Genomic DNA, 25,614 nt, shown 5'->3' with positions numbered 1-25,614 from the left:
AGGATGTGCTCCGCGAGACATTGTCCGGTTAGCGTGCAGCCATGAACGACGTTGTACGGCTGGTCGTCTGGGTGCGCGGACGGGTCCAGGGCGTGGGTTTCCGCTGGTTTACGCGGGCCACGGCACTGGAGATCGGCGGCCTGAGTGGTTTTGCTCTCAATCTCGACGACGGACGCGTCCAAGTGGTCGCGGAAGGCCCCCGGGCCGGCTGTCAGAGCCTGCTCGACTGGCTCCAGGGAGACGACACGCCCGGCCGGGTGGACGGAGTCACTGAGATCTGGGACACGCCCCGGGGGATCTACGACGGCTTCGCGATCCGGTGACGACGACGGCCCCGAGGGCTCGCGAAGGTGTCATGGCGTATGCCCCCGGCACCCGTCAGTAGCGGAAACGGCCTGGTGGTTGCCAAGAACGGCGCGAAGTGGCAGGCTCCCGAGGTAACGATGATCTCGACGCCCTGAGGGCCCCGCAGGAGTCGCAGCGCCGCCGCTTCAGAAGCCGCGCGACAGTGGGTTGCCCGCCGATACGGGGCGTGATCGTGTTGACCGTCAAACTTTTTGGTGAGACGCTGAAAGCCCCGCGCACCTTAGCTGTTTGGCATGTGGAACGGCAGCAGGACATCAGCAGTGTCAAGCATCGCGGGTGCGATTCCCTCACGACCCACACCGCTTCGGTCGGTCACTCAGTGTGGAGGACCATCCATCATGGCAAAGGCGCTTCTCGGTTACGTCGGCGGTTCCGATCCGCGACTCATTGCCGAGATGCGACGGCTCCAGCAGCGCGTCCAGGACCTCGAATCCGAGCTTGTACGGATTCAGGCCGAGAACGACGCGCTCGCGGCTGCCGCTTCTCACGACTCGCTTCTCGAGAGCATCGACGTACCCCAGGCGGAGCCTGCGCTCACCTGATCACTGCACCGCACCACGACAGCAGTGGTTGGGCAGCCCGAATCAACCGCTAAGTTGTCAGATTTGCAAGGGACGCCCTCAGGCGTCCCTTCTTTCTTTCCCCCGGGCACCCTTCCCCCTCTTTAACGTCTGGTGTGCCCTGCGCGTTCATGGGTGAAACCGCACGTTCATGGAGTGAGACCGGCCCGAAAGGTAGAGTCCAGCGGCGTGCACCTCAAGGCCCTGACCCTGCGCGGGTTCAAGTCGTTCGCCTCCGCGACCACCCTGCGGTTCGAGCCGGGCATCACCTGTGTCGTGGGCCCCAACGGCTCGGGCAAGTCCAACGTCGTGGACGCGCTCAGCTGGGTCATGGGCGAGCAGGGGGCCAAGTCGCTGCGCGGCGGCAAGATGGAGGACGTCATCTTCGCCGGCACCACCGGGCGCCCCCCGCTCGGCCGTGCCGAGGTGTCCCTCACCATCGACAACTCCGACGGCGCCCTGCCCATCGAGTACGCCGAGGTCACCATCACGCGGATCATGTTCCGCAACGGCGGCAGCGAGTACCAGATCAATGGCGACACGTGTCGGCTGCTGGACATCCAGGAGCTGTTGTCCGACTCCGGCATCGGCCGGGAGATGCACGTCATCGTCGGACAGGGCCAGCTCGACTCCGTCCTGCACGCCGACCCGATGGGCCGCCGCGCCTTCATCGAGGAGGCGGCGGGCGTCCTCAAGCACCGCAAGCGCAAGGAGAAGGCGCTGCGGAAGCTGGACGCCATGAAGGCGAACATGGCCCGCGTCCAGGACCTCACCGACGAACTGCGCCGCCAGTTGAAACCGCTCGGCCGGCAGGCCGCCGTTGCACGCCGCGCCGCCGTCATCCAGGCCGACCTGCGCGACGCCCGGCTGCGCCTGCTCGCCGACGACCTCGTACGGCTGCGAGGGGCGCTCCAGTCGGAGATCGCCGACGAGGCCGAGCTCAAGCAGCGCAAGGAATCCGCCGAGGCCGAACTGAAGAAGGCGCTCCAGCGGGAGGCCCTCCTCGAGGACGAGGTGCGGCAGCTGACACCGCGTCTCCAGCGCGCCCAGCAGACCTGGTACGAACTCTCCCAGCTCGCCGAGCGGGTGCGCGGCACCGTCTCGCTGGCCGACGCGCGCGTGAAGAGCGCCACCTCGGTGCCCGCCGAGGAACGGCGCGGGCGCGACCCCGAGGACATGGAGCGCGAGGCCGCCCGCGTCCGCGAGCAGGAGGCCGAACTCGAAGCGGCCCTGGAGGCGGCCGAGCGGGCCCTGGAGGACACCGTCGCGCACCGCGCCGAACTGGAGCGCGAGCTCACCGTCGAGGAGCGCCGGCTCAAGGACGTGGCCCGCGCCATCGCCGACCGCCGCGAGGGCCTCGCCCGCCTCAACGGCCAGGTCAACGCCGCCCGTTCACGCGCCGCCTCCGCGCAGGCCGAGATCGACCGGCTGGCCGCCGCCCGCGACGAGGCCCAGGAGCGCGCCGTCACCGCCCAGGAGGAGTACGAGCAGCTGAAGGCCGAGGTCGACGGCCTCGACGCGGGCGACGCCGACCTCGGCGAACAGCACGAGGCGGCCAGACGGGCCCTGTCCGACGCGGAGGCCGCGCTGAGCACGGCCCGCGAGGCGGCCACCGCGGCCGAACGCAAGCGGGCCGCCACCCAGGCCCGCCGCGATGCCCTGTCCCTCGGCCTGCGGCGCAAGGACGGCACGGGAGCCCTGCTCGGCGCCACCGACCGGCTCACCGGTGTCCTCGGTCCCGCCGCCGGACTGCTGTCGGTCACTCCCGGTTTCGAGGTCCCGCTCGCCGCCGCGTTCGGCGCCGCCGCCGACGCCATCGCGGTCACCACGCCCGCCTCCGCAGCGGAGGCCATCCGTCTGCTGCGCAAGCAGGACGCGGGCCGCGCCGCGCTGCTGCTCGCCGGAGCACCCGAGGAACCCCGCGCCGACACCGGACCGTCGGGCGGCGCCTCCACGGACGTACGCCTTCACGCCAGGGACCAGGACAGGGGTCCGGTCCTGGACCAGGACAGGGACGGGAACGGGGCCGGGGAGCGGAGCGACGGGCCGCCGTACGCCGCCGATCTCGTCCGGGGTCCCGCCGAGCTGATGCCCGCCGTGCGCCGGCTGCTGCGCGGGATCGTCGTCGTGGGGACCCTCGAAGAGGCCGAGGACCTGGTCTACGCGCGGCCCGGACTCACCGCGGTGACCGCCGAGGGCGACCTGCTCGCGGCGCACTTCGCGCACGGCGGGTCCGCCGGGGCGCCCAGCCTGCTCGAAGTGCAGGCCTCCGTGGACGAGGCGGCGGCCGAGCTCGAGGAACTGGCCGTGCGCTGCGAGGAGTTGACCGAGGCACAGCGTCTGGCGGCCGGGCTGCGCACGGAGCGCGCCGCGCTCGTCGAGGAGCTGGGGGAGCGGCGACGGGCCGCGGAGCGGGAGAAGTCGCAGGTCGCGCAGCAGCTCGGACGGCTGGCCGGACAGGCGCGGGGCGCCGCGGGCGAGGCGGAGCGGAGCACCGCGGCCGCCGCCCGCGCGCAGGAAGCGCTCGACCGTGCCGTGGAGGAGGCCGAGGAACTGGCCGAACGGCTCGCCGTGGCCGAGGAGATGCCCGTCGAGGAGGAGCCCGACACCTCGGTACGGGACCGGCTCGCCGCCGACGGCGCCAACGCGCGCCAGACGGAGATGGAGGCCCGCCTCCAGGTCCGTACGCACGAGGAGCGGGTCAAGGGACTCGCCGGACGGGCCGACTCGCTCGACCGGGCCGCCCGCGCCGAACGCGAGGCACGCGCGCGTGCCGAGCAGCGCAGGGCCCGGCTCCGCCACGAGGCGGCCGTCGCCGAGGCCGTCGCGTCCGGTGCGCGGCAGTTGCTCGCGCACGTCGAGGTCTCGCTCGGCCGGGCCGAGGAGGAGCGCACCGCCGCCGACCGTGCCAAGGCCCGCCGCGAGCAGGAGCTCGTGACCGCGCGGAACCAGGGCCGCGACCTCAAGGCGGAGCTCGACAAGCTCACCGACTCGGTGCACCGGGGCGAGGTGCTCGGCGCGGAGAAGCGGATGCGCATAGAGCAGCTCGAGGCCAGGGCGCTGGACGAACTCGGCGTCGAACCGGCGGGACTCGTCGCGGACTACGGCCCCGATCAGCTCGTACCGCCGTCGCTGCCGGCCGAGGGCGAGGAACTGCCCGAGGACCCGGAGCACCCGCGCAACCAGCCCCGGCAGTTCCACCGTGCCGAGCAGGAGAAGCGGCTCAAGTCGGCCGAGCGGGCGTATCAGCAGCTCGGCAAGGTCAATCCGCTCGCCCTGGAGGAGTTCGCCGCGCTGGAGGAGCGCCACAAGTTCCTCAGCGAGCAGTTGGAGGACCTCAGGAAGACGCGCGCCGATCTCCTCCAGGTGATCAAGGAGGTCGACGAGCGCGTCGAGCAGGTCTTCACCGAGGCGTACCGGGACACCGCCCGGGAGTTCGAGGGCGTGTTCAGCCGGCTGTTCCCGGGCGGGGACGGGCGGCTCATCCTGACCGACCCCGACAACATGCTCACCACGGGCGTCGACGTGGAGGCCAGGCCGCCCGGCAAGAAGGTCAAGCGGCTCAGCCTGCTCTCCGGCGGCGAGCGGTCGCTGACCGCCGTCGCGCTCCTCGTGTCGATCTTCAAGGCGCGCCCCAGCCCGTTCTACGTGATGGACGAGGTCGAGGCGGCGCTCGACGACACCAACCTCCAGCGGCTGATCAGGATCATGCAGGAGCTGCAGGAGGCCTCCCAGCTGATCGTGATCACGCATCAGAAGCGCACGATGGAGGTCGCCGACGCCCTGTACGGCGTCTCCATGCAGGGCGACGGCGTCTCGAAGGTCATCAGCCAGCGGCTGCGGTAGCACCTAGGGTTCGTCCGGCTCCGGGAGGTCCTCGCCCACGCCCTCGTCGGCGAGTTCGGCGAGCACCTCCGCGTGGCAGCGCTCGGGGACGCACCAGCAGCCGAGCCGGTGGCCGCGCAGGGCGGGGAGCCGGGCCAGCAGCTCCGGACGCGCCAGCAGATAGGCGCGGTACATCTCGACGACCTCCTCCCGGGTGCCGTCGTGACCCGGCCGGAACGGGCTCGCCAGCGGGGAGCCGCCCAGGTGCCAGCCGCCCCGGTGCATGGGGCGGCCGACGTACACCACATCGGCGTACGCCGGATCGTCGCGGTGACCCTTGAGGTTGACGACCGTCGTGGGCGGCATGACCGGATCCTCGCCGTTCGGGCCGCCACGGGCAACGCGAAACACGGCCGGGACGGTGGCGGCGCGGGCCCACCCCCCGGTCGGCCGTCCGCGGTGTTCCCGGGATTCCCTGGTATTCGCCGGTGTTCCACGGGTGTTCCGTGTGTCACACCCGGGCGCTTCATTCACGCATCGCACACGGCGACAGTCGCCGGGGCAACCGCGGCGCCCGCCGGGGCCGGAGATCTCCAGGGGCCCGATCGCCCCCGTGGCCGGGCCACGAGCAAGCCGACACGCTGCGGATTCCGCCGTTCCGCCGCGGTCCGGTGATCGCGCGACGCGGTGCGCAAGGGGACCTTTGGTGGGCCATTCGGGTACTGAATGTTCAAGTCTTGAACACAAATGCGTCACATCTGACTCGGAAGTTCATAGAGACCCAAGTTTGACTTCGAAACTTGAAGGAATAGTCTCTCCGGCGTTGCTTTTACCTTCAGGTGGTGGCCCGCGTGAACATGTGCGCCACTGGTACCACCAGCGAAGGGTTTCGCCCCCCACCCCCGGCAGCGAGGCCGGTGGCCCGAGGAGTTTTACGTGACCAGCGCATCGCAGGCACCTAAGTCAGAAGCCAAGTTGGCTCACCCCGAACATCTCGGGCATGTCATCTTCATCGCGGCTGCGGCCGCGATGGGCGGCTTCCTGTTCGGCTACGACAGTGCCGTGATCAACGGCGCCGTCGAGGCCATCCGCAGCCGCTACAACATCGGCTCCGCGGCCCTGGCCCAGGTCATCGCCATCGCCCTGATCGGCTGCGCCATCGGCGCCGCGACCGCCGGCCGCATGGCCGACCGCATCGGCCGTATCCGCTGCATGCAGATCTCCGCGACGCTCTTCACCATCAGCGCCGTCGGCTCGGCGCTGCCCTTCGCGCTGTGGGACCTCGCCTTCTGGCGCATCGTCGGCGGATTCGCCATCGGCATGGCCTCCGTCATCGGCCCCGCCTACATCGCCGAGGTCTCCCCGGCCGCGTACCGCGGACGGCTCGGCTCGTTCCAGCAGGCCGCGATCGTCATCGGCATCGCCATCTCGCAGCTCGTCAACTACGCCATCCTGAACGCCGCAGGCGGCGAACAGCGGGGCAAGCTCCTGGGCGTGGAAGCCTGGCAGGTCATGCTCGGCGTCATGGTCATCCCGGCCGTCCTCTACGGTCTGCTCTCCTTCGCCATCCCCGAGTCGCCGCGCTTCCTGCTCGAGGTCGGCCGCCGGGACCGCGCCCGTGAGGTGCTCAAGGAGGTCGAGGGCGACAAGATCGACCTGGACGCCCGCGTCGCCGAGATCGAGCACGCCATGAAGCGCGAGCACAAGTCGACCTTCAAGGACCTGCTCGGCGGTTCCGTCTTCTTCAAGCGGATCGTCTGGGTCGGCATCGGCCTCTCGGTCTTCCAGCAGTTCGTCGGCATCAACATCGCGTTCTACTACTCCGCGACGCTGTGGCAGTCGGTCGGCGTCGACCCGACGGACTCGTTCTTCTACTCGTTCACCACGTCGATCATCAACATCATCGGCACCGTGATCGCCATGATCTTCGTGGACCGCATCGGCCGTAAGCCGCTCGCCCTCATCGGCTCCGTGGGTATGGCCATCGGTCTCGGCGCGGAGGCCTGGGCCTTCTCCTACGACCTGGTCGACGGCAAGCTGCCGGACACCCAGGGCTGGGTCGCCCTGATCGCCGCCCACGTCTTCGTCCTCTTCTTCGCCCTCTCCTGGGGTGTCGTGGTCTGGGTCTTCCTCGGCGAGATGTTCCCGAACCACATCCGCGCCGCCGCGCTCGGTGTCGCCGCCTCCGCGCAGTGGATCGCCAACTGGGCCATCACCGCGAGCTTCCCGTCGCTGGCCGACTGGAACCTCTCCGGCACCTATGTGATCTACACGTGCTTCGCCGTGCTCTCCATCCCCTTCGTGCTCTTGTTCGTCAAGGAGACGAAGGGGAAGACCCTGGAGGAGATGGGCTGACCGCCCACGTCACCGGCGGCTCCTCGCGAGCCCCGGTGACTCCCCGGAACTCGGGGAGAAGGGCCAAGTCCCCGCTGCCCCTCTCCTCGTACTCGTCAAGAGGGCGTGCTGCCCCGGCTCGGACCGTCCAGGTCAGTCGAGCCGGGGCAGCACGCTTTCGCAGAACAGCCGCAGACTGCGCCAGCCCTCGTCCACGGGCATCCCGCCGGACAGCGGATGCAGGACGAGGTTGTCGAGGCCCTGCGCCACGCACTGGTCGGGCGTCAGGATGCGGTAGACGCCCTCGGCGCGCAGCTCCTCGACCGTCGTGGCCGCCGACTTCACCGCCGAGCGGATGTCACCCGACTGCCAGGAGGCGTACGTCCGCGCCTCGTGCAGGAAATGGGAGCCGTACGCGGCCCAGGCCCGGTCCGGGTCCTCGGCGATGTGCAGCAGCGGCGTCTCGGCACCGGGCATCATGGTCCAGCCCTCGGTGCCGTACTCGATGAGCCGCTCCTTGTAGTAGGCCTCCAGCTCGGGCAGGTGGGCGCTCGGGAAGAACGGCAGCCCGAGCCGGGCGGCGCGCCGGGCCGCCGCCCGGGAGGAACCGCCCACCAGCAGCAGGGGGTGCGGATCCGAGAACGGACGCGGGGTGACCCGTACGGTGCGGCCCCGATAGGTGAACTCCTCGCCGGTCCACGCCTTCAGCACCGTCTCCAGCAGCTCGTCCTGGAGCTCGCCGCGCCGCTTCCAGTCGACGTCGAACAGCGCGTACTCCTCGGGCCGGTAGCCGATGCCGGCCACCGTCACCAGACGTCCGCCGCTGAGAAGATCGAGTACGGCGATGTCCTCGGCGAGGCGCAGCGGGTCGTGCAGCGGGCCGATGACCGCCGAGACGGTCACCGCGAGACGCCGGGTCGCCCCGAAGACCGCGCCCGCGAAGGCGAACGGCGAGGGCAGCCAGTTGTTGGCGACGCCGTGGTGCTCCTCGGTCTGCACCGTGGTGATCCCGTGTTCGTCGGCGTACGCGGCCATCTCGACGGCCGTCCGGTAGCGGGCGCCGAGCGAGGCGGGGGTGGCATCGGGTTCGACGAGGTTGAAGCGCACGACCGTTACGGGCATGGGAGCCCCCCTTCGTGTGTGGAGGGGGACGGTAGCTGACGGTGCGTCAGGTTGCTATAGCCGTGGACGCCGGGGCCGGGCCGGAGCGCCGGTCGGATCGGCTGGCCGGAGGGGGACCGGGCGTGACCCGCGCCCACCGGTGCGGACCCGCGCGCTCCCGGAGGTGCGCAGGGGGCGCCCGGGCCCGCCCAGGAGCTCCAAGTGTTCGTACAAACCTACAAGAGTTCCCCTGTGTGGGAGGAAACCCTCCCACGCAAGGGATGACTGATACTGGGTTCGTTATGGAAACCATCATCCTTGCTGTAGTCATCGCCGTGGTGGTGATCGGCGCGCTCGGTGGGCTCGTCGTCGGCAGTCGCAAGCGGAAGCAGCTGCCCCCGCCGCCCCCCGCCGCCCCCGACATCACCGCCCCTCCGGCCGAACCGCACGTCGGCGACGAGGCCGAGGCGCCACACGACGAACCGCGCCGCACGATAGACGAGGTGGATCTCCCCGACGGCTCGGCCGCCCCGTCGGTCGCCGTCGAGGAACCTCCGGTCGCCCCCGAGATCGAGATCGAGATCCCGGAACCGACCGCGGGCCGCCTGGTGCGCCTGCGCACCCGCCTCTCCCGCTCGCAGAACGCGCTCGGCAAGGGGCTGCTCACGCTGCTCTCGCGCGAGCACCTCGACGAGGACACCTGGGAGGAGATCGAGGACACGCTGCTCGTCGCCGACGTCGGTGTGCAGCCCACCCAGGAACTGGTCGAGCGGCTGCGCGAGCGCGTGAAGGTGCTCGGCACCCGGACCCCGGTCGAACTGCGCGCCCTGCTGCGCGAGGAACTGCTCACGCTGCTCGTCCCGGAGTTCGACCGCACGGTCAGGACCGACTCGAACCTCGACACCCCGGGCATCGTGATGGTCGTCGGCGTCAACGGCACCGGCAAGACCACCACCACCGGCAAGCTCGCGCGCGTGCTCGTCGCCGACGGCAAGAACGTCGTGCTGGGCGCGGCCGACACCTTCCGCGCCGCCGCGGCCGACCAGCTCCAGACCTGGGGGGAGCGTGTGGGTGCCCGTACCGTCCGCGGCCCCGAGGGCGGCGACCCCGCCTCGATCGCGTTCGACGCGGTCAAGGAGGGCATCGAGGAGGGCGCGGACGTCGTCCTCATCGACACCGCGGGCCGGCTCCACACCAAGACCGGTCTCATGGACGAGCTCGGCAAGGTCAAGCGCGTCGTCGAGAAGCACGCCCCGCTCGACGAGGTGCTGCTCGTCCTCGACGCGACCACCGGCCAGAACGGTCTGGTCCAGGCGCGCGTGTTCGCCGAGGTCGTGGACATCACCGGCATCGTGCTGACCAAGCTCGACGGCACGGCCAAGGGCGGCATCGTCATCGCGGTGCAGCGCGAGCTGGGTGTCCCGGTCAAGCTGGTGGGGCTCGGCGAGGGCGCGGACGACCTGGCGCCGTTCGAGCCGGAGGCGTTCGTTGACGCCCTTATCGGAGAGTGACCACCCGCGCGAACGTGTAGGTGCCCGAAGAAGCGCCCGCCCCCACGACACTGTCGGGGGACGGGCGCTTCGTCCTGTGCGGCCGGTGTCGTGGACGGCGAGGGCCGTCGCCTCCCGTGGGGTGAGGCGACGGCGGACGGACCTGTGGGGGAAGGCTCGGGCCGGAGCCTCAGGCCCGCGAACGGTGGGCCACGTAGGCGAGGGTGCCCAGCAGCAGCCGGGCCGGCGGCGGTTTGGTGGCGGAGTCGAGGGCGGGGGAGCGCAGCCAGCGGACCGGGCCGAGTCCCGCGCGGTCGGAGGGCGGGGCCGTGATGAACGTACCGGGGCCCAGGCCGTGCAGGTCGAGTGAGGCGTCGTCCCAGCCTGTCCGGTAGAGCAGTTCCGGAAGCTCGGCGGCGGAGCCGGGGGAGACGAAGAAGTGCGCGCGCCCGTCCGCCGTGGCCGTGACCGGACCGAGGGGGAGACCCATGCGCTCCAGGCGGGCGAGCGCGCGGCGACCCGCCGGCTCCGCCACCTCGATCACGTCGAACGCCCGGCCGACCGGCAGCATCACCGCGGCACCGGGGAACTCGGACCAGATGCCCGTCGCCTCGTTCAGTGTCGCGCCCGCCGGGATCGTCGGGGCGAAACCGAGGGGATGCGCACCCGGCGCGGCGCAGTCGGCCCTGCCGCACGAGCACGCCCCCGCGGCGGCTCGGGCGCCCGGGACCACGTCCCACCCCCACAGTCCGGTGAACTCGGCGACGGCCGTGCCCTCCGACGAGCGGCCGCGGCGACGAGCGCCGGTCCGGATGTCGCGCATCGCCCGACTACTGCCGATCGTGAAGCCCATGCCCCCTCCAACGGGTCCGATGCGCGGGTGGTTACGTGACGGAACCGGATTGTCACCCTCTGTTCCTTGCTGCCCGGTATCGCGCGCTCCAGACGGCGCCTTGCGGTGTGCGGGGTAGTGCGTGCCGCTCCGTGCGCCCTGGAGTGCACCTCTCCGCCCACCCTTGGTGTTCTGTGTCAAGTGAATCGCGGCCAGGGTGAACGGAGTTCATTCGAAGGGGTGGCGAATGGTGGCGTTTCACGGATCGCCATGGCTGGGCGCGTGATCGTAGGATTACTTTGTGTGCACGAGTCCTGTGCGTTGTCTGTACTCGTGGGTATGCCAAGGGCAAGCCGGTTTGCCGTTCGAAGGGTGAGAACTGCCGGACGCGCGGCGGTATTTACCGGCATTCTGATAGGGCTTGGCGCAGAGCGGCGGCAAGTGGTCTCGGGGAGTGGGGGCGTTCCAGTGGGCGGCAACGGCGGAGGCGGGACGAACGCTGACAAGCGCCCCAACGACATGCTCGGCTCGTGGTTCGTGCGCAGCGGCTGGTCGAAGGGCGAGCTGGCGCGTCAAGTGAACCGCCGGGCCCGGCAGTTGGGTGCCAACCACATCTCCACGGACACCTCGCGGGTGCGTCGCTGGCTGGACGGGGAGAACCCGCGCGAGCCGATCCCGCGGATCCTGTCGGAGCTCTTCTCCGAGCGGTTCGGCTGCGTCGTCGCCGTGGAGGACCTCGGTCTGCGCGCGGCCCACCAGGCACCCTCCGTGTCCGGCATCGACCTGCCGTGGACAGGCCCCCAGACCGTCGCGCTGATCAGTGAATACTCGCGCAGCGACCTGATGTTGGCGCGGCGCGGCTTCCTCGGCAGCTCGCTGGCGCTCTCCGCGGGCCCGGCTCTCATCGAGCCCATGCAGCGCTGGCTCGTCCCCACGCCCATGGCGTCGTACGAGGAGAGCGAACCCCCGGCCTCGACGCGCCGCGGCGGCCGGCTCTCCCAGCCGGAGCTGGACCTCCTGGAGTCCACCACCGTGATGTTCCGTCAGTGGGACGCCCAGTGCGGCGGCGGACTGCGCCGCAAGGCGGTCGTCGGGCAGTTGCACGAGGTGACGGACCTCCTCCAGGAACCGCAGCCCGCCGCCACCGAGAGGCGCCTGTTCAAGGTCGCGGCCGAACTGGCCGAGCTGGCGGGCTGGATGAGCTACGACGTGGGCCTCCAGCCCACCGCGCAGAAGTACTTCGTGCTCGCCCTGCACGCCTCGAAGGAGGCCGGCGACAAGCCGCTCGGCTCGTACATCCTCTCCAGCATGAGCCGCCAGATGATCCACCTCGGGCGGCCCGAGGACGCGCTGGAACTGATCCATCTCGCGCAGTACGGCAGCCGCGACTGCGCGAGCCCGCGTACCCAGTCGATGCTGTATGCGATGGAGGCCCGCGCCTACGCCAACATGGGCCAGCCCGGAAAGTGCAAGCGAGCCGTCCGGATGGCCGAGGACACCTTCGCCGACGTGCACGAGTGGGACGACCCGGACCCCGACTGGATCCGCTTCTTCTCCCAGGCCGAGCTGTACGGCGAGAACTCGCACTCCTACCGTGATCTCGCCTATGTCGCCGGGCGCAGCCCCACGTACGCCTCCATGGCCGAGCCCCTGATGCAGCAGGCGGTCGACCGTTTCGGCAAGGATTCCGAGCACCAGCGTTCGTACGCACTCAACCTCATCGGCATGGCCACCGTGCACCTTCTGCAGCGCGAGCCCGAGCGGAGTGCGGTCCTGGCCAAGGAAGCGCTGAGGATCGGCAAGAAGGTGCGCTCGGAGCGCGTCAACACTCGTATCCGAAAGACGGTCGACGCCGCGGTCCGCGACTTCGGGGACCTCGCCGAGGTCATCGACCTCACCGACCAGCTCGCCGTCGACCTGCCCGAGACCGCCGAGGCGGTCTGACACCCGGCCGCCCAGGCGGCCGCGCCCCGTACCCCGGCTGCGGCCGGTCGTCCCGAACTGCCCGACTCGGCTCCCCCATGCCAGGTCATCGGACGACCAGCCGTGGCCGGTTCCGCTGTATGCGGCCCCGGCCGGCCCCGCTCCCGCGGACATGGCTGGTCACCGCGGGAATCGCGCGCACGGTGGGCGCCGCCGTCCTCGTCGAGGAGGCCGCGAGCGCCCTGCCGGAGATTGCGTCACGATAACGATCGGTTCGACCGCAATCCGGCAGTTCATGAATGCGTAACACGCGGAGCGCCTTCGTCACTGGTGCGAAACATCGAGGGGCTTCCACGGAAACCGCGCTGCGTCAATCTCATGGCGCATAACCGGCCCACCCCTCACGACCACTCAGGCTTCGCCCGCACGGGGCCGTACCAACGACGAGGAGACGCCGATGGCACCAGCCATCACCCTTGCCGCAGAGGCACCCAAGCTGTCTGCCGCCAACACAGGGTTCATGCTCATCTGTTCCGCCCTGGTGCTCATCATGACGCCCGGACTCGCCTTCTTCTACGGAGGCATGGTCCGCGTCAAGAGCACTCTCAACATGCTGATGATGAGCTTCATCAGCATCGGGATCATCACCATCCTGTGGGTGCTGTACGGCTTCTCGCTCGCCTTCGGCACCGACAAGGGATCGTTCATCGGCTGGGACTCGCACTGGGTCGGCCTGAGCGACATCGGCCTGACGCAGCTCTGGCCCGGCTACACCATCCCGGTGTTCGTGTTCATGGTCTTCCAGATGATGTTCGCCATCATCACTCCCGCGCTCATAAGCGGTGCGCTCGCCGACCGGGTGAAGTTCACGGCGTGGTCGCTCTTCATCACGCTGTGGGCCACGCTCGTCTACTTCCCCGTCGCCCACTGGGTGTGGGGCACCGGCGGCTGGGCCTTCGACCTCGGTGTGATCGACTTCGCCGGTGGTACGGCGGTCCACATCAACGCGGGCGCCGCGGCGCTCGGCGTGATCCTGGTCATCGGCAAGCGCGTCGGCTTCAAGAAGGACCCGATGCGTCCGCACAGCCTTCCGCTGGTGATGCTCGGCTCCGGTCTGCTGTGGTTCGGCTGGTTCGGATTCAACGCCGGCTCGTGGCTCGGCAACGACGACGGCGTCGGCGCGCTGATGTTCGTCAACACGCAGGTCGCCACCGCGGCCGCCATGCTGGCCTGGCTCATCTACGAGAAGATCCGGCACGGCGCGTTCACCACGCTGGGCGCCGCCTCCGGCGCGGTCGCCGGTCTGGTCGCCATCACCCCGTCCGGTGGCTGTGTCTCCCCGCTCGGCGCGATCGCCGTCGGCGCCATCGCCGGTGTCCTGTGCGCCATGGCCGTGGGCCTGAAGTACCGGTTCGGCTACGACGACTCCCTGGACGTCGTCGGTGTCCACCTCGTCGGCGGTGTCATCGGCTCCCTGCTGATCGGCTTCTTCGCCAGCGGCAAGGGCCAGTCCACGGCCGAGGGCCTCTTCTACGGCGGCGGCCTGACCCAGTTCTGGAAGCAGTGCGCCGCGGTCTTCGCCGTCCTCGGCTACTCCCTGGTCGTCTCCGCCATCCTCGCCTTCCTCATCGACAAGACGATGGGCATGAGGGTCACCGAGGACGAGGAGATCTCCGGCATCGACCAGGCCCAGCACGCCGAGACCGCATACGACTTCAGCGGGGCCGGTGGCGGCACCGCACGGACCGCCGCGCCAGCCTCGGCCGACGCGGATGCCAAGAAGGTGGACGCATGAAGCTCATCACCGCCGTCGTGAAGCCTCACCGGCTCGACGAGATCAAGGAGGCCCTGCAGGCCTTCGGGGTTCACGGACTGACGGTCACCGAAGCGAGCGGCTACGGTCGGCAGCGGGGACACACCGAGGTCTACCGCGGTGCCGAGTACACCGTCGACCTCGTCCCCAAGATCCGCATAGAGGTGCTGGTCGAGGACGACGACGCCGAACAGCTCATCGACATCGTCGTGAAGGCGGCCCGTACCGGCAAGATCGGTGACGGCAAGGTGTGGTCCATCCCGGTCGATACGGCCGTCCGGGTCCGGACCGGCGAGCGCGGCCCGGACGCGCTCTGACCGGACCGGCCCGCCAGAAGAAAGACAGGAGTCGCTGGGTGACGAGTACGGACACACGAGTGGAAGCAGAGGACTCGGGACCCAGCGGCTATGCGGCGGCCCGGCTGCGCCTCCTCCAAGAGGGGGCGCGGTCCGGGCCGCCGCGCCGTGCCGCCCTCGCCGAACTGACGGACGACTGGCTGACCGGCCTGTTCGCCGCCGGATCCGAGGGCCTGCGCGGGGTCTCCCTCGTCGCCGTCGGCGGCTACGGCCGCGGTGAGCTCTCCCCCCGCAGCGACCTCGACCTGCTCCTCCTGCACGACGGCGCCGACTCAGGAGCCGTCGCCGCCCTCGCCGACCGCATCTGGTACCCCGTCTGGGACCTGGGCCTCGACCTCGACCACTCGGTCCGTACGCCGGCCGAGGCCCGCAAGACGGCCGCCGACGACCTCAAGGTCCAGCTCGGCCTCCTCGACGCCCGCCATCTCGCGGGCGATCTCGGCCTCACCGCCGGATTGCGTACGGCCGTCCTCGCCGACTGGCGCAACCAGGCGCCCAAGCGGCTGCCCGAACTCCAGGAGCTGTGCGCGGAGCGCGCCGAACGCCAGGGCGAACTCCAGTACCTCCTCGAACCGGACCTGAAGGAAGCCCGCGGCGGACTGCGCGACGCCACCGCGCTGCGCGCCGTCGCCGCGTCCTGGCTCGCCGACGCACCCCGCGAAGGCCTCTCCGACGCCCGCCGCAGACTCCTGGACGTCCGCGACGCCCTGCACCTCGCCACCGGGCGCGCCACCGACCGCCTCGCCCTCCAGGAACAGGACCAGGTCGCCGCCGAACTCGGACTGCTGGACGCCGACACGCTGCTGCGCCAGGTCTACGAGGCCGCGCGCGTCGTGTCGTACGCCAGTGACGTCACCTGGCGCGAGGTGGGCCGCGTACTGCGCTCGCGTGCCGTACGGCCGCGGCTGCGCGCGATGCTGGGCGGCGGCAAACCGGCCGCCGAGCGGTCCCCCCTCGCCGAGGGCGTGGTCGAACAGGACGGCGAGGTGGGGCTGGCCCGCACCGCGCGTCCCGAACGCGACCCCGTGCTCCCGCTCCGCGCGGCCGCCGCGGCCGCGCAGGCCGATCTCCCGCTCTCCCTGCACGCCGTGCGGCGCATGGCCGCCGCCACGCGCCCCCTCCCCACGCCCTGGCCCGCCGAGGCCCGCCAACAACTCGTCACGCTGCTCGGCTCGGGCCACCCGACCATCGAGGTCTGGGAGGCACTGGAGGCGGAAGGGCTGATCACCCGGCTGCTGCCCGACTGGGAGCGGGTGCGCTGCCGGCCGCAGCGCAACGCCGTCCACATCTGGACCGTCGACCGGCACCTCATCGAGACGGCCGTCCGGGCCTCCGAACTGACCCGTCGTGTCGGCCGCCCCGACCTCCTCCTCGTCGCCTCCCTGCTGCACGACATCGGCAAGGGCTGGCCCGGCGACCACTCCGTGGCCGGCGAGATCATCGCCCGCGACGTGGCCACCCGCATCGGCTTCGACCGCACGGACGTGGCGGTGCTCGCCACCCTCGTACGGCACCATCTGCTGCTCATCGACACCGCGACCCGGCGTGACCTGGAGGACCCGGCCACCGTCCGCTCGGTCGCCGAGGCCGTCGGATCGCAGGGCACCCTGGAACTGCTGCACGCGCTCACCGAGGCGGACGCGCTGGCCACCGGGCCCGCCGCCTGGTCCTCCTGGCGCGGCTCCCTCGTCACCGACCTGGTCAAAAGGGTCTCGGCCGTCCTCGCCGGGGACGCCCCCGAGGAGCCCGAGGCCGCCGCGCCGACCGCCGAGCAGGAACGGCTCGCGATCGAGGCGTGCCGCACCGGCGGGCCCGTCCTGGCCCTGCGCGCGCAGACGGAACCGGTCGACACCGACGCCGACGCCGCCTCCCCGGAGGACCCGGAGCCGCTCGGGGTGGAACTCCTCATCGCCGTCCCGGACCAGCCCGGCGTGCTCCCCTCGGTGGCCGGCGTCCTCGCCATGCACCGGCTGACCGTCCGCACCGCCGAGCTGCGCGCCCTGGACCTGCCCGACGGGGTCGAGGGCTCGGTCCTGCTGCTCAACTGGCGGGTCGCCGCCGAGTACGGCTCCCTGCCCCAGGCCGCCCGCCTGCGCGCCGACCTCGTCCGCGCCCTCGACGGCTCCCTCGACATCACCGCGCGCCTCGCCGAACGCGACGCCGCCTACCCGCGCCGCCGCGGAACGATCGCGCCGCCGCCCCGCGTGACGGTCGCCCCGGCCGCCTCACGGCACGCCACGGTCATAGAGGTCCGCGCCCACGACGCCCCTGGCCTGTTGCACCGCATCGGGCGGGCCCTGGAGGACGCGCACGTCCGGGTGCGGAGCATGCATGTCTCGACCCTCGGCGCGAACGCCGTGGACGCCTTCTACGTGACCGGCACGAAGGGGGCGCCGCTGCCGGGCACGGAGGCGGCCTCACTGGCGCGCGCCCTGGAGGAGACGCTGCGGGGGTGACCCCGCGGTCGATTTGCGCGGTGAGCGGACAGGTGATCCCCGCGCCGCGGGCTTGCTCCGGTCGGCGAAAGCCGCTCCGGGAGAGTTTCCGGGCCCGCTCCTCGCGGCCGTGGGGGCTCCGCCGCTTCCGTCCCGCCCGCAGAATGCGGCGGGCGGGGACGATTCGCTTGCCGGGCCGGATACCCTGGAGGGCAGCCCAAAACGCCCCCGACTCCGAGGACCGAAGCCACCGTGTTCGACACCCTCTCCGACCGCCTCAGCGCGACGTTCAAAAACCTCCGCGGCAAGGGGCGCCTCAGTGAGGCGGACATCGACGCCACGGCCCGGGAAATCCGCATCGCGCTTCTCGAAGCGGACGTCGCCCTTCCGGTCGTCCGCACGTTCATCAAGAACGTCAAGGAACGCGCGCTCGGTTCCGAGGTCTCCAAGGCTCTGAACCCCGCCCAGCAGGTCCTGAAGATCGTGAACGACGAGCTCGTCACGATCCTCGGTGGCGAGACGCGCCGCCTCCGGTTCGCCAAGAACCCGCCCACCGTGATCATGCTCGCGGGCCTCCAGGGCGCGGGCAAGACCACGCTCGCCGGAAAGCTCGGCAAGTGGCTCAAGGACCAGGGTCACTCCCCACTCCTCGTCGCCGCCGACCTCCAGCGCCCGAACGCGGTGAACCAGCTCAGCGTCGTCGCCCAGCGCGCGGGCGTCGCCGTCTACGCCCCCGAGCCGGGCAACGGCGTCGGCGATCCGGTCAAGGTCGCCAAGGACTCCATGGAGTTCGCGAGGACCAAGGTCCACGACATCGTGATCGTGGACACCGCCGGCCGCCTCGGTATCGACCAGGAGCTGATGCAGCAGGCCGCGGACATCCGCGACGCCGTCAGCCCCGACGAGATCCTCTTCGTCGTCGACGCGATGATCGGCCAGGACGCGGTCAACACGGCGGAGTCCTTCCGCGACGGTGTCGGCTTCGACGGCGTGGTGCTCTCCAAGCTCGACGGTGACGCCCGCGGTGGTGCGGCCCTGTCGATCGCCTCGGTCACCGGCAAGCCGATCATGTTCGCGTCGAACGGCGAGAAGCTCGACGACTTCGACGCCTTCCACCCGGACCGGATGGCCTCCCGCATCCTCGACATGGGTGACCTGCTCACCCTGATCGAGCAGGCGGAGAAGACGTTCAGCCAAGAAGAGGCCGAGAAGATGGCCTCCAAGCTGGCGTCGAAGAAGGGCCAGGACTTCACCCTGGACGACTTCCTGTCCCAGATGGAGCAGGTCCGCAAGATGGGCAGCATCAGCAAGCTGCTCGGCATGCTCCCGGGCATGGGCCAGATCAAGGACCAGATCAACAACCTGGACGAGCGCGACGTCGACCGTACGGCCGCCATCATCAAGTCGATGACCCCGGCCGAGCGCCAGGAGCCGACGATCATCAACGGCTCGCGCCGTGCCCGTATCGCCAAGGGCTCCGGCGTCGAGGTCAGCGCGGTCAAGGGCCTGGTCGAGCGCTTCTTCGAGGCCCGCAAGATGATGTCCCGCATGGCCCAGGGCGGCGGGATGCCGGGCATGCCCGGGATGCCGGGCATGGGCGGCGGCCCCGGCCGCGCCAAGAAGAAGCAGAAGCAGGCCAAGGGCAAGCAGCGCTCCGGCAACCCGATGAAGCGCAAGCTCCAGGAGGAAGAGGAGGCCGCTCGCCGCGAGGCCGGCGCGCAGGGCGGCAACGCCTTCGGCCTCCCGCAGCAGGGTGCCCAGGACGACTTCGAGCTGCCGGACGAGTTCAAGAAGTTCATGGGCTGACCTGCCGACCGACCTGCCGTACCGGCCTCCCGTCCCGTACGGGAGCGCCGTTCGTGACGCCCACTGGGGGCGCCTCTCACCGCGAGGGGCGCCCCCAGTGGCATGGGTGCGGGTGCCGGTGTCCGCCATCTGACGTAACGTCCCCTTATGAGCAATGCCGTGCCGCCGCGCAAGGCTCCTGATCAGCCGTGGCGTACCGAGGGCACGCCGCCCGAGCCGACCCCGCCGCCGGGCGGCCGGCGAAAGCTGCCCGGCGGCTGGTGGAGCCTGGCCCTGGCCGCGCTCATCGTGTTCCTGATCGCCAACCTGGTGCTGTCCTTCTACAACCAGGGCAACGAGCCGACGATCTCGTACACGGAGTTCAGCAGGCAGGTGAGCGACGGCAACGTCTCCAAGATCTACTCCAAGGGCGACGCGATCCAGGGGCAGCTCAAGAACTCCCAGGAGAAGCCCGACGGCGGCGGGAAGTACACCAAGTTCAAGACCCAGCGCCCGGCCTTCGCGGACGACAAGCTCTGGGAGAACCTGCAGACGCACGACGTCACGGTGACCGCCTCGCCGGTGGTCCAGGAACGCAGCGTCCTCTTCAATCTGCTGATCTCGCTCGCCCCGATGATCCTGCTCGTCGTCCTGTGGATCTTCATCGCCCGGCGGATGGGCTCCGGCATGGGCGGCGCCGGCGGCATGCTCGGCCGCAAGACGCCTCCGAAGCCGGTCGAACTCGTGCCCGGCGGCAAACGCACGACGTTCGCGGACGTGGCCGGCATCGACGAGGTCGCCGGCGAGCTCAACGATGTCGTGGACTTCCTCAAGAACCCCGACGCGTACCGCAGGATGGGCGCGAAGATGCCGCGCGGTGTGCTGCTGGCGGGCCCGCCCGGCACCGGGAAGACGCTGCTCGCGCGGGCGGTCGCGGGGGAGGCGGGTGTCCCGTTCTTCTCCGCCTCCGCCTCCGAGTTCATCGAGATGATCGTGGGTGTCGGCGCCTCGCGCGTGCGCGAACTGTTCGCCGAGGCCCGCAAGGTGGCCCCGTCCATCATCTTCATCGACGAGATCGACACCATCGGACGGTCGCGGTCGGGCGGCTCCGCCATGGGCGGCCACGACGAGCGCGAGCAGACGCTGAACCAGATCCTCACCGAGATGGACGGCTTCTCCGGTTCGGAGGGCGTCATCGTCATCGCCGCGACCAACCGCGCGGACATCCTGGACGCGGCGCTCACCCGCCCCGGCCGCTTCGACCGCGTCGTCACCGTCTCGCCCCCCGACCGCGGCGGCCGTGAGGCGATCCTGGAGATCCACACCCGCGACATCCCGCTCGCCCCCGGCGTGGACCTGACCCAGGTGGCCCGTTCGACCCCGGGCATGACCGGCGCCGACCTCGCGAACCTCGCCAACGAGGCGGCCCTCCTGGCGGTCAAGCGCAAGCAGGAGGAGGTGACGCAGGGCGACCTCTCCGAAGCGCTGGAGAAGGTCCAACTCGGCGCCGAACGCTCCCTGGTCATGCCCTACGAGGAACGCCGCCGCACCGCGTACCACGAGAGCGGCCACGCCCTCCTCGGAATGCTGCGGCCCGGCGCCGACCCGGTCCGCAAGATCACCATCGTCCCGCGCGGCCGAGCCCTCGGCGTCACGCTCTCCACGCCGGACGCGGACCGGTACGCGTACACCGAGGAGTATCTGCGCGGCCGGATCATCGGCGCCCTCGGCGGCATGGCCGCCGAGCACGTCGTCTACGACGTCATCACCACGGGCTCGGAGAACGACCTGGAACAGGTCACGAACCTCGCCCGCGGCATGGTGGCCCGCTGGGGCATGAGCGAACGGGTGGGCAGGCTGTCCGCGCTGCCCAACGACGCCCAGCAGGCCTACGGCCTCGCGGCGGCCCCCGGCACCCTCGACTCGATCGACCACGAGATGCGCCGCATCGTCGACGAGTGCTACGAGGAGGCCTGCCGGAAACTCCGCGAGCACCGAGGACAACTGGACGCCCTGGCCGAGGCGCTCCTCGCGAACGAGACGCTGGAGGAGGCGGAGGCGTACCGGATCGCCGGGGTGCCCCGGACACCGAAGGAGGTGTGAACCCCCGGGACCGGCCTCGGCGGGTCGTCCTCAGCGGTCCGTCTCCGACCGGCCGTCCGCGACAGTCCGTCTCGGCGGCGAGCAGCCCGTCTCCGGCAGCGCGTTTCCAGCAGCAAGTCTTCGGCGGTGCGTCCTCGGCCGTCCTCGGCCGTCCTCAGACCGTACGGGCGATCAGATACCGGAACACGTTCGGCATCCAGACGGTCCCGTCCCGCCGCAGATGAGGATGGAGCGCCTCGGCCACTTCCTTGTCGACCTGGGCCTGATCGGTGGCGTCGACCGCGGCGTCGAAGAGGCCCGTGGAGAGCAGCCCGCGTACGGCGCTGTCCACATCGGCGTAGCCGAACGGGCAGGCCACCCGCCCCGAGCCGTCCGGTCGCAGCCCGGCCCGCTCGGCGACCTCCTCCAGGTCGTCCCGGCGGGCGGCACGCCAGCTCGCCGCGCCACGCAGGGGATCGGCCAGCTTGGTGGCGACCCGCAGCACGGCCGAGGTGCTGCACCGCTCCGGCGGCCCCCACCCGACCAGCACCACGGGAGTGCCCCGGCCGGTCAGCGGCGCCGCCGCCGCGAGGAGCGAACCGAGCCCTTCGGAGTCGCCGGCCGCGCAGCCGATCGGCTCGAACGCCGTCACCAGGTTGTACGCCGGCTCTCCCGCGACGGCCGCGTCCCCGGGAGCCCCGGACACCAGCCGGATTTCGGCGCGCGGGCGCGTGTCCCGTTCCTGCGGCAGAAGACGTTCCCGTGCGAGGGCCAGCCGTTCGGGTGACGAGGAGTCGACACCCGTGACCGCGGCCCCGCGGGAGGCCGCCATCAACAGGGCGAGCCCCGTCCCGCAGCCGAGCCCGAGCAGCCGTGTCCCGCCGCCCACTTCGAGTCGCTCGTGGACGGCCTCGTAGAGCGGTACCAGCATCCGCTCCTGGATCTCGGCCCAGTCACGCGCGCGTGCACCCCGGTCCGCGCGGGGCGATGGGCCCGCATGAGGAAGGTGCTGCCGCACGAGCGTAGGTGTCATCGAAAGTGCCCCAATCCGCCGAGAGTTGCCGCCGGGCCCCCTTGTCCTCCGCCCCCGCGCACGAGGCCCGCACTCCCCCCGTATGTCAGGTAACTCCCCGCTCGACGTGCCGTCCAGGGTTTGCGGGGCCCCGTTTGTGCCCCGGCCGCAAAGGGCGCGAGAATTCACATACCGGCAACGTGGGCCCGTACCATCACCCGCATGGCAAAGGCACCCGTTCTCACGCCCCAGGCGGACGACTTCCCGCGCTGGTACCAGGACTTGATCAACAAGGCCGAGCTCGCCGACAACGGGCCGGTGCGCGGGACCATGGTCATCCGGCCGTACGGGTACGGGCTGTGGGAGCGGATGCAGCAGGAGATGGACGCCCGCATCAAGGAAGCGGGTGCCCAGAACGCGTACTTCCCGCTGTTCATCCCGCAGTCCTACCTGACGCGGGAGGCGGAGCACGTCGAGGGCTTCGCGCCCGAACTCGCGGTCGTCACGCACGGCGGCGGCAAGGAGCTGGAGGAGCCGGTCGTCGTCCGCCCCACCTCCGAGACGATCATCAACGAGTACTTCTCCAAGTGGGTGCAGAGCTACCGCGATCTGCCGCTGCTGATCAACCAGTGGGCGAACGTGGTCCGTTGGGAGATGCGCCCGCGGGTGTTCCTGCGGACGACCGAATTCCTCTGGCAGGAGGGGCACACCGCGCACGCCACCTACGAGGACGCCCGCGACTACGCGGCGCACATCCACAAGGAGGTGTACGCCGACTTCATGACCGACGTCCTCGGCATCGATGTCGTCCTTGGCCGGAAGACGGCGAGCGAGCGGTTCGCGGGCGCCATCAACACCCTCACCCTCGAAGCCATGATGGGTGACGGCAAGGCACTCCAGATGGGCACCAGCCACGAGCTGGGGCAGAACTTCGCGAAGGCGTTCAACACCCGGTACCTGTCCAAGGACGGGAAGCAGGAGCTCGTCTGGCAGACCTCCTGGGGGTCCTCGACCCGCATGGTGGGTGGCCTGATCATGTCGCACGGCGATGACAGTGGGTTGCGGGTGCCGCCCCGGCTCGCTCCAGTACAGGTCGTCGTCCTCGCGATCAAGGGGGACGAGGCGGTTCTGGCCAAGGTCCGCGAAATCGGCGACCGGCTGAAGGCGGCGGGTGTAAAGGTCCAGGTCGACGACCGTACGGACACCCCCTTCGGGCGCCGCGCCGTCGACTGGGAGCTCAAGGGCGTCCCCGTACGCGTCGAGGTCGGCCCCCGTGACCTGGAGAACGGCACGGCGATGCTGGTCCGCCGGATCCCCGGCGGCAAGGAGCCCGTGGCCCTCGACGCGCTGGCGGCCCTGCTCCCCGGACTCCTCGAAGAGGACCAGGCGCTGCTCCTGAGGCAGTCGCGTGAGCGCCGCGAGTCCCGTACGTCGGACGTGTCGACGGTCGACGCGGCCGTGGAGGCCGCCGTCGCGGGCGGCTGGGCGCGCATTCCCTGGGCCGACCTCGGCGAAGAGGGCGAGGCCCGGCTCGCCGAGCACGCGGTGACCGTACGGTGTCTGGTCGCCGAGGACGGGTCGGTGCCGGACGCCGAGGACACACCCGGTAACGTCGCCGTCGTCGCCCGCGCCTACTGAGTGGGACGCGAGGGCGGCCGAAACACCTCTTGCGCATCTGCCGACCACAGGTGCCCCGGCGTGCGGATTCCGTCTACGCGCCGGGGCGTACGTGTGCGTACGTACCGCCTTGGTATGAGCTGGGATGCTTCTCCGCAGATCAGCGCACCCGCCCTCGTCAGGACGCATCAGGGGCAACTGACGGGTACGTGCAAATTATTTGGGATGCCCCGGAATAGGAACACAGGGGCACCTCCGCTCGTTGTCATTACGTGAGCACGACACCACCTGTTCTCGCCGCAGAGCTGGCAGGGGCGTGGGCCGACATTCAGCGGCACCACCCCGAACTGCCCGATCTTGCCGCGCCAGAGTCCCTGATCGGAGAATCGTCGTCCGCCTGCGGACACGAGCTCTCCTTCGAACGACTGCTTCACGAAGCAGTCCACGGCATCGCCGCCGCCCGCGGAGTCCGCGACACCTCGCGCGCCGGCCGGTATCACAACCGCAGATTCCTCGCGATCGCCGAGGAGCTGGGCCTGGACCACCCCGAGGAGCCGCATCCCAGCAGTGGCTTCTCGCTGGTCACGCTCAACCCCGAGGCGAAGCGCCGCTACCGCCCGACCATCGAGCGGCTCCAGCGGGCGCTGAAGGCCCACACGGCCGCCACGTCCGCGGACACCGCCCGCTCGTTCCGCGGCCCGGCCGCCCGCCACGGCTCCTCCGGGGGCGGTGTGCGGGTCAAGGCCGTCTGTGACTGCGGGCGCAATGTGCGCGTGGTCCCGTCGGTCCTCGCACAGGCGCCGATCGTGTGCGGAGGATGCGGTAAACCCTTCCGGATTCCGGAGGTGGTCGGGGCGGCCGTCGGCTGAGGCGTGTGCCACACCGGCGTCTCGTGGGTGCCGGACGAGTACGCGCGGCCCGTGAGCAGTCGTGCCTCCCCCACTGCCCTTGGGGAAGTGGGGGAATTCAGGAGGCACGAGTGCGCGCGGGCGCAGCTCGCCGACGCCCCGGACGGCCGATCCGCGCCGGTCCATGCCTGACGGGCACCCGGAACGCCGGGTGCCCGTCAGGCATGGGCCCGCACACCCTTCGGTCCGGGTGGACCCCAGGATGTGGCAGAATGGCTAGCTGTACTCGACAGCCGCATAGGACCCCTCTCTCCTCCGGCTGACGCGTCCATCGGGCACTCGGGTACCGCAACCCCACGCGGCCATCTCTGCGTGCCCAACCCCGTCAAGACCAGGAGACACCACTTCCGTGGCAGTCAAGATCAAGCTGAAGCGTCTGGGCAAGATCCGTTCGCCTCACTACCGCATCGTCGTCGCCGACTCCCGTACCCGCCGTGATGGCCGGGCCATCGAGGAGATCGGTCTGTACCACCCGGTGCAGAACCCTTCGCGCATCGAGGTCGACACGGACCGTGCGCAGTACTGGCTGAGTGTCGGCGCGCAGCCGACCGAGCCCGTGCTCGCCATCCTGAAGCTGACCGGCGACTGGCAGAAGTTCAAGGGCCTGCCGGCCCCGGCTCCGCTGCTCGTGGCCGAGCCGAAGGCCGCGCGCCCGCTGTTCGACGCCCTCGGTGGCGACGACTCGGGCAAGGGTGAGGCCATCACCCAGAAGAAGAAGGCTGAGAAGAAGGACGAGGCTCCGGCCGAGTCCGAGTCGACCGAGGCCTGAGCATGCTCGAGGAGGCTCTCGAGCACCTCGTGAAGGGCATCGTCGACAACCCCGACGATGTGCAGGTCGCCTCGCGCAACCTGCGCCGCGGGCGCGTTCTCGAGGTTCGGGTCCACCCCGACGACCTCGGCAAGGTGATCGGCCGCAACGGCCGCACCGCGCGCGCTCTGCGCACCGTCGTGGGCGCCATCGGCGGCCGCGGTGTCCGCGTCGACCTCGTCGACGTGGATCACGTCCGCTGACGTAACAGGCAGCACACCGGCTCGGGCCGGGGAGGGCTTACGAGCCGTCCCCGGCCCGTAGTCGTCCCCGAACCCTCGCGGGCGGCCCCGGACCGCGTGGACGTCCACGCACCCCCGGCGTCCGCGCACCCGCGGCCGTCCATGAGGCATCACCGTCGGCACAC

Annotated in this window: 19 protein-coding genes; 15 read left to right on the top strand and 4 right to left on the bottom strand. The window is 70.7% G+C overall.

Going from position 1 to position 25,614, the window contains the following annotated elements:
- The first annotated feature begins 41 nt into the window (after positions 1–41).
- The 3 genes from ACIQRL_RS29560 (at position 42) to ACIQRL_RS29550 (ending at position 4,772) form a co-directional block, all read left to right on the top strand.
- The gene (locus tag ACIQRL_RS29560) at positions 42–323 is read left to right on the top strand and encodes an acylphosphatase (RefSeq protein ID WP_401337235.1); all 282 of its coding nucleotides are present in this window, start codon (positions 42–44) and stop codon (positions 321–323) included.
- A 381-nt stretch (positions 324–704) separates the two neighbouring features.
- Complete coding sequence (locus ACIQRL_RS29555) at positions 705–908, top strand: hypothetical protein (protein ID WP_028802434.1); 204 nt, start codon at positions 705–707, stop codon at positions 906–908.
- 207 nt (positions 909–1,115) lie between these two features.
- A complete protein-coding gene (locus tag ACIQRL_RS29550; protein WP_401337233.1) occupies positions 1,116–4,772 on the top strand; it encodes an AAA family ATPase in 3,657 nt (1,218 codons plus the stop codon).
- Between the two features lie 3 nt (positions 4,773–4,775).
- Here ACIQRL_RS29550 and ACIQRL_RS29545 read toward each other — a convergent pair whose 3' ends face one another.
- The gene (locus ACIQRL_RS29545) at positions 4,776–5,117 is read right to left on the bottom strand and encodes a DUF4326 domain-containing protein (RefSeq protein ID WP_401337232.1); all 342 of its coding nucleotides are present in this window, start codon (positions 5,115–5,117) and stop codon (positions 4,776–4,778) included.
- Positions 5,118–5,687: 570 nt separating this feature from the next.
- On the opposite strand from ACIQRL_RS29545, the gene ACIQRL_RS29540 reads away from it, so the two are divergent.
- Complete coding sequence (locus ACIQRL_RS29540) at positions 5,688–7,106, top strand: sugar porter family MFS transporter (protein ID WP_401337231.1); 1,419 nt, start codon at positions 5,688–5,690, stop codon at positions 7,104–7,106.
- A 132-nt stretch (positions 7,107–7,238) separates the two neighbouring features.
- On the opposite strand, the gene ACIQRL_RS29535 is transcribed toward ACIQRL_RS29540, so the two are convergent.
- Positions 7,239–8,207 (bottom strand): LLM class flavin-dependent oxidoreductase, encoded by a 969-nt coding sequence (locus ACIQRL_RS29535; RefSeq protein ID WP_401337230.1) that lies wholly within the window; start codon positions 8,205–8,207, stop codon positions 7,239–7,241.
- A 281-nt stretch (positions 8,208–8,488) separates the two neighbouring features.
- Here ACIQRL_RS29535 and ftsY point away from each other — a divergent pair, with 281 nt between their 5' ends.
- Positions 8,489–9,697, top strand: a complete 1,209-nt coding sequence (ftsY, locus tag ACIQRL_RS29530) for a signal recognition particle-docking protein FtsY (RefSeq protein WP_401337228.1) — start codon at positions 8,489–8,491, stop codon at positions 9,695–9,697.
- A 169-nt stretch (positions 9,698–9,866) separates the two neighbouring features.
- On the opposite strand, the gene ACIQRL_RS29525 is transcribed toward ftsY, so the two are convergent.
- The gene (locus ACIQRL_RS29525; protein WP_401337226.1) at positions 9,867–10,529 is read right to left on the bottom strand and encodes a bifunctional DNA primase/polymerase; all 663 of its coding nucleotides are present in this window, start codon (positions 10,527–10,529) and stop codon (positions 9,867–9,869) included.
- Between the two features lie 447 nt (positions 10,530–10,976).
- Here ACIQRL_RS29525 and ACIQRL_RS29520 point away from each other — a divergent pair, with 447 nt between their 5' ends.
- The 6 genes from ACIQRL_RS29520 to ftsH all read left to right on the top strand — a co-directional run bounded on the left by ACIQRL_RS29520 (position 10,977) and on the right by ftsH (position 20,923).
- Entirely contained in the window at positions 10,977–12,452 is a 1,476-nt protein-coding gene (locus ACIQRL_RS29520; protein WP_401337225.1) for a hypothetical protein, read from the top strand.
- Positions 12,453–12,888: 436 nt separating this feature from the next.
- Positions 12,889–14,226: an ammonium transporter gene (locus ACIQRL_RS29515; protein ID WP_401337223.1), complete on the top strand. Its 1,338-nt coding sequence runs from the start codon at positions 12,889–12,891 to the stop codon at positions 14,224–14,226.
- On the top strand, positions 14,223–14,561 hold the full coding sequence (locus ACIQRL_RS29510; protein ID WP_261708276.1) for a P-II family nitrogen regulator: 339 nt from the start codon (positions 14,223–14,225) through the stop codon (positions 14,559–14,561). The genes ACIQRL_RS29515 and ACIQRL_RS29510 overlap by 4 nt, the downstream gene beginning before the upstream one ends.
- A 38-nt stretch (positions 14,562–14,599) precedes the next feature.
- Positions 14,600–17,056: a [protein-PII] uridylyltransferase gene (locus tag ACIQRL_RS29505; protein WP_401337221.1), complete on the top strand. Its 2,457-nt coding sequence runs from the start codon at positions 14,600–14,602 to the stop codon at positions 17,054–17,056.
- Between the two features lie 231 nt (positions 17,057–17,287).
- Positions 17,288–18,841 (top strand): signal recognition particle protein, encoded by a 1,554-nt coding sequence (gene ffh, locus ACIQRL_RS29500; protein WP_401337219.1) that lies wholly within the window; start codon positions 17,288–17,290, stop codon positions 18,839–18,841.
- Between the two features lie 147 nt (positions 18,842–18,988).
- Complete coding sequence (gene ftsH / locus ACIQRL_RS29495) at positions 18,989–20,923, top strand: ATP-dependent zinc metalloprotease FtsH (RefSeq protein WP_401337218.1); 1,935 nt, start codon at positions 18,989–18,991, stop codon at positions 20,921–20,923.
- Positions 20,924–21,077: 154 nt separating this feature from the next.
- On the opposite strand, the gene ACIQRL_RS29490 is transcribed toward ftsH, so the two are convergent.
- Positions 21,078–21,935 (bottom strand): SAM-dependent methyltransferase, encoded by an 858-nt coding sequence (locus ACIQRL_RS29490; protein ID WP_401337217.1) that lies wholly within the window; start codon positions 21,933–21,935, stop codon positions 21,078–21,080.
- 201 nt (positions 21,936–22,136) lie between these two features.
- Between ACIQRL_RS29490 and proS the strand changes: the two genes are divergently transcribed.
- The 4 genes from proS (at position 22,137) to ACIQRL_RS29470 (ending at position 25,450) form a co-directional block, all read left to right on the top strand.
- Positions 22,137–23,552 (top strand): proline--tRNA ligase, encoded by a 1,416-nt coding sequence (gene proS, locus ACIQRL_RS29485; RefSeq protein ID WP_401337215.1) that lies wholly within the window; start codon positions 22,137–22,139, stop codon positions 23,550–23,552.
- A 251-nt stretch (positions 23,553–23,803) separates the two neighbouring features.
- A complete protein-coding gene (locus tag ACIQRL_RS29480) occupies positions 23,804–24,400 on the top strand; it encodes a hypothetical protein (RefSeq protein ID WP_401337214.1) in 597 nt (198 codons plus the stop codon).
- A gap of 388 nt (positions 24,401–24,788) precedes the next feature.
- The gene (rpsP, locus tag ACIQRL_RS29475) at positions 24,789–25,208 is read left to right on the top strand and encodes a 30S ribosomal protein S16 (RefSeq protein WP_365873253.1); all 420 of its coding nucleotides are present in this window, start codon (positions 24,789–24,791) and stop codon (positions 25,206–25,208) included.
- A 2-nt stretch (positions 25,209–25,210) separates the two neighbouring features.
- A complete protein-coding gene (locus ACIQRL_RS29470; RefSeq protein ID WP_003973401.1) occupies positions 25,211–25,450 on the top strand; it encodes an RNA-binding protein in 240 nt (79 codons plus the stop codon).
- Positions 25,451–25,614: the final 164 nt, after the last annotated feature.

Origin of the sequence: Streptomyces sp. NPDC091209, assembly GCF_044757755.1 — a bacterium.
Taxonomy (GTDB): Bacteria; Actinomycetota; Actinomycetes; order Streptomycetales; family Streptomycetaceae; genus Streptomyces.
The sequence above is the reverse complement of the archived record's forward strand: the minus strand, read 5'-3'. Positions and strand labels throughout refer to the sequence as shown.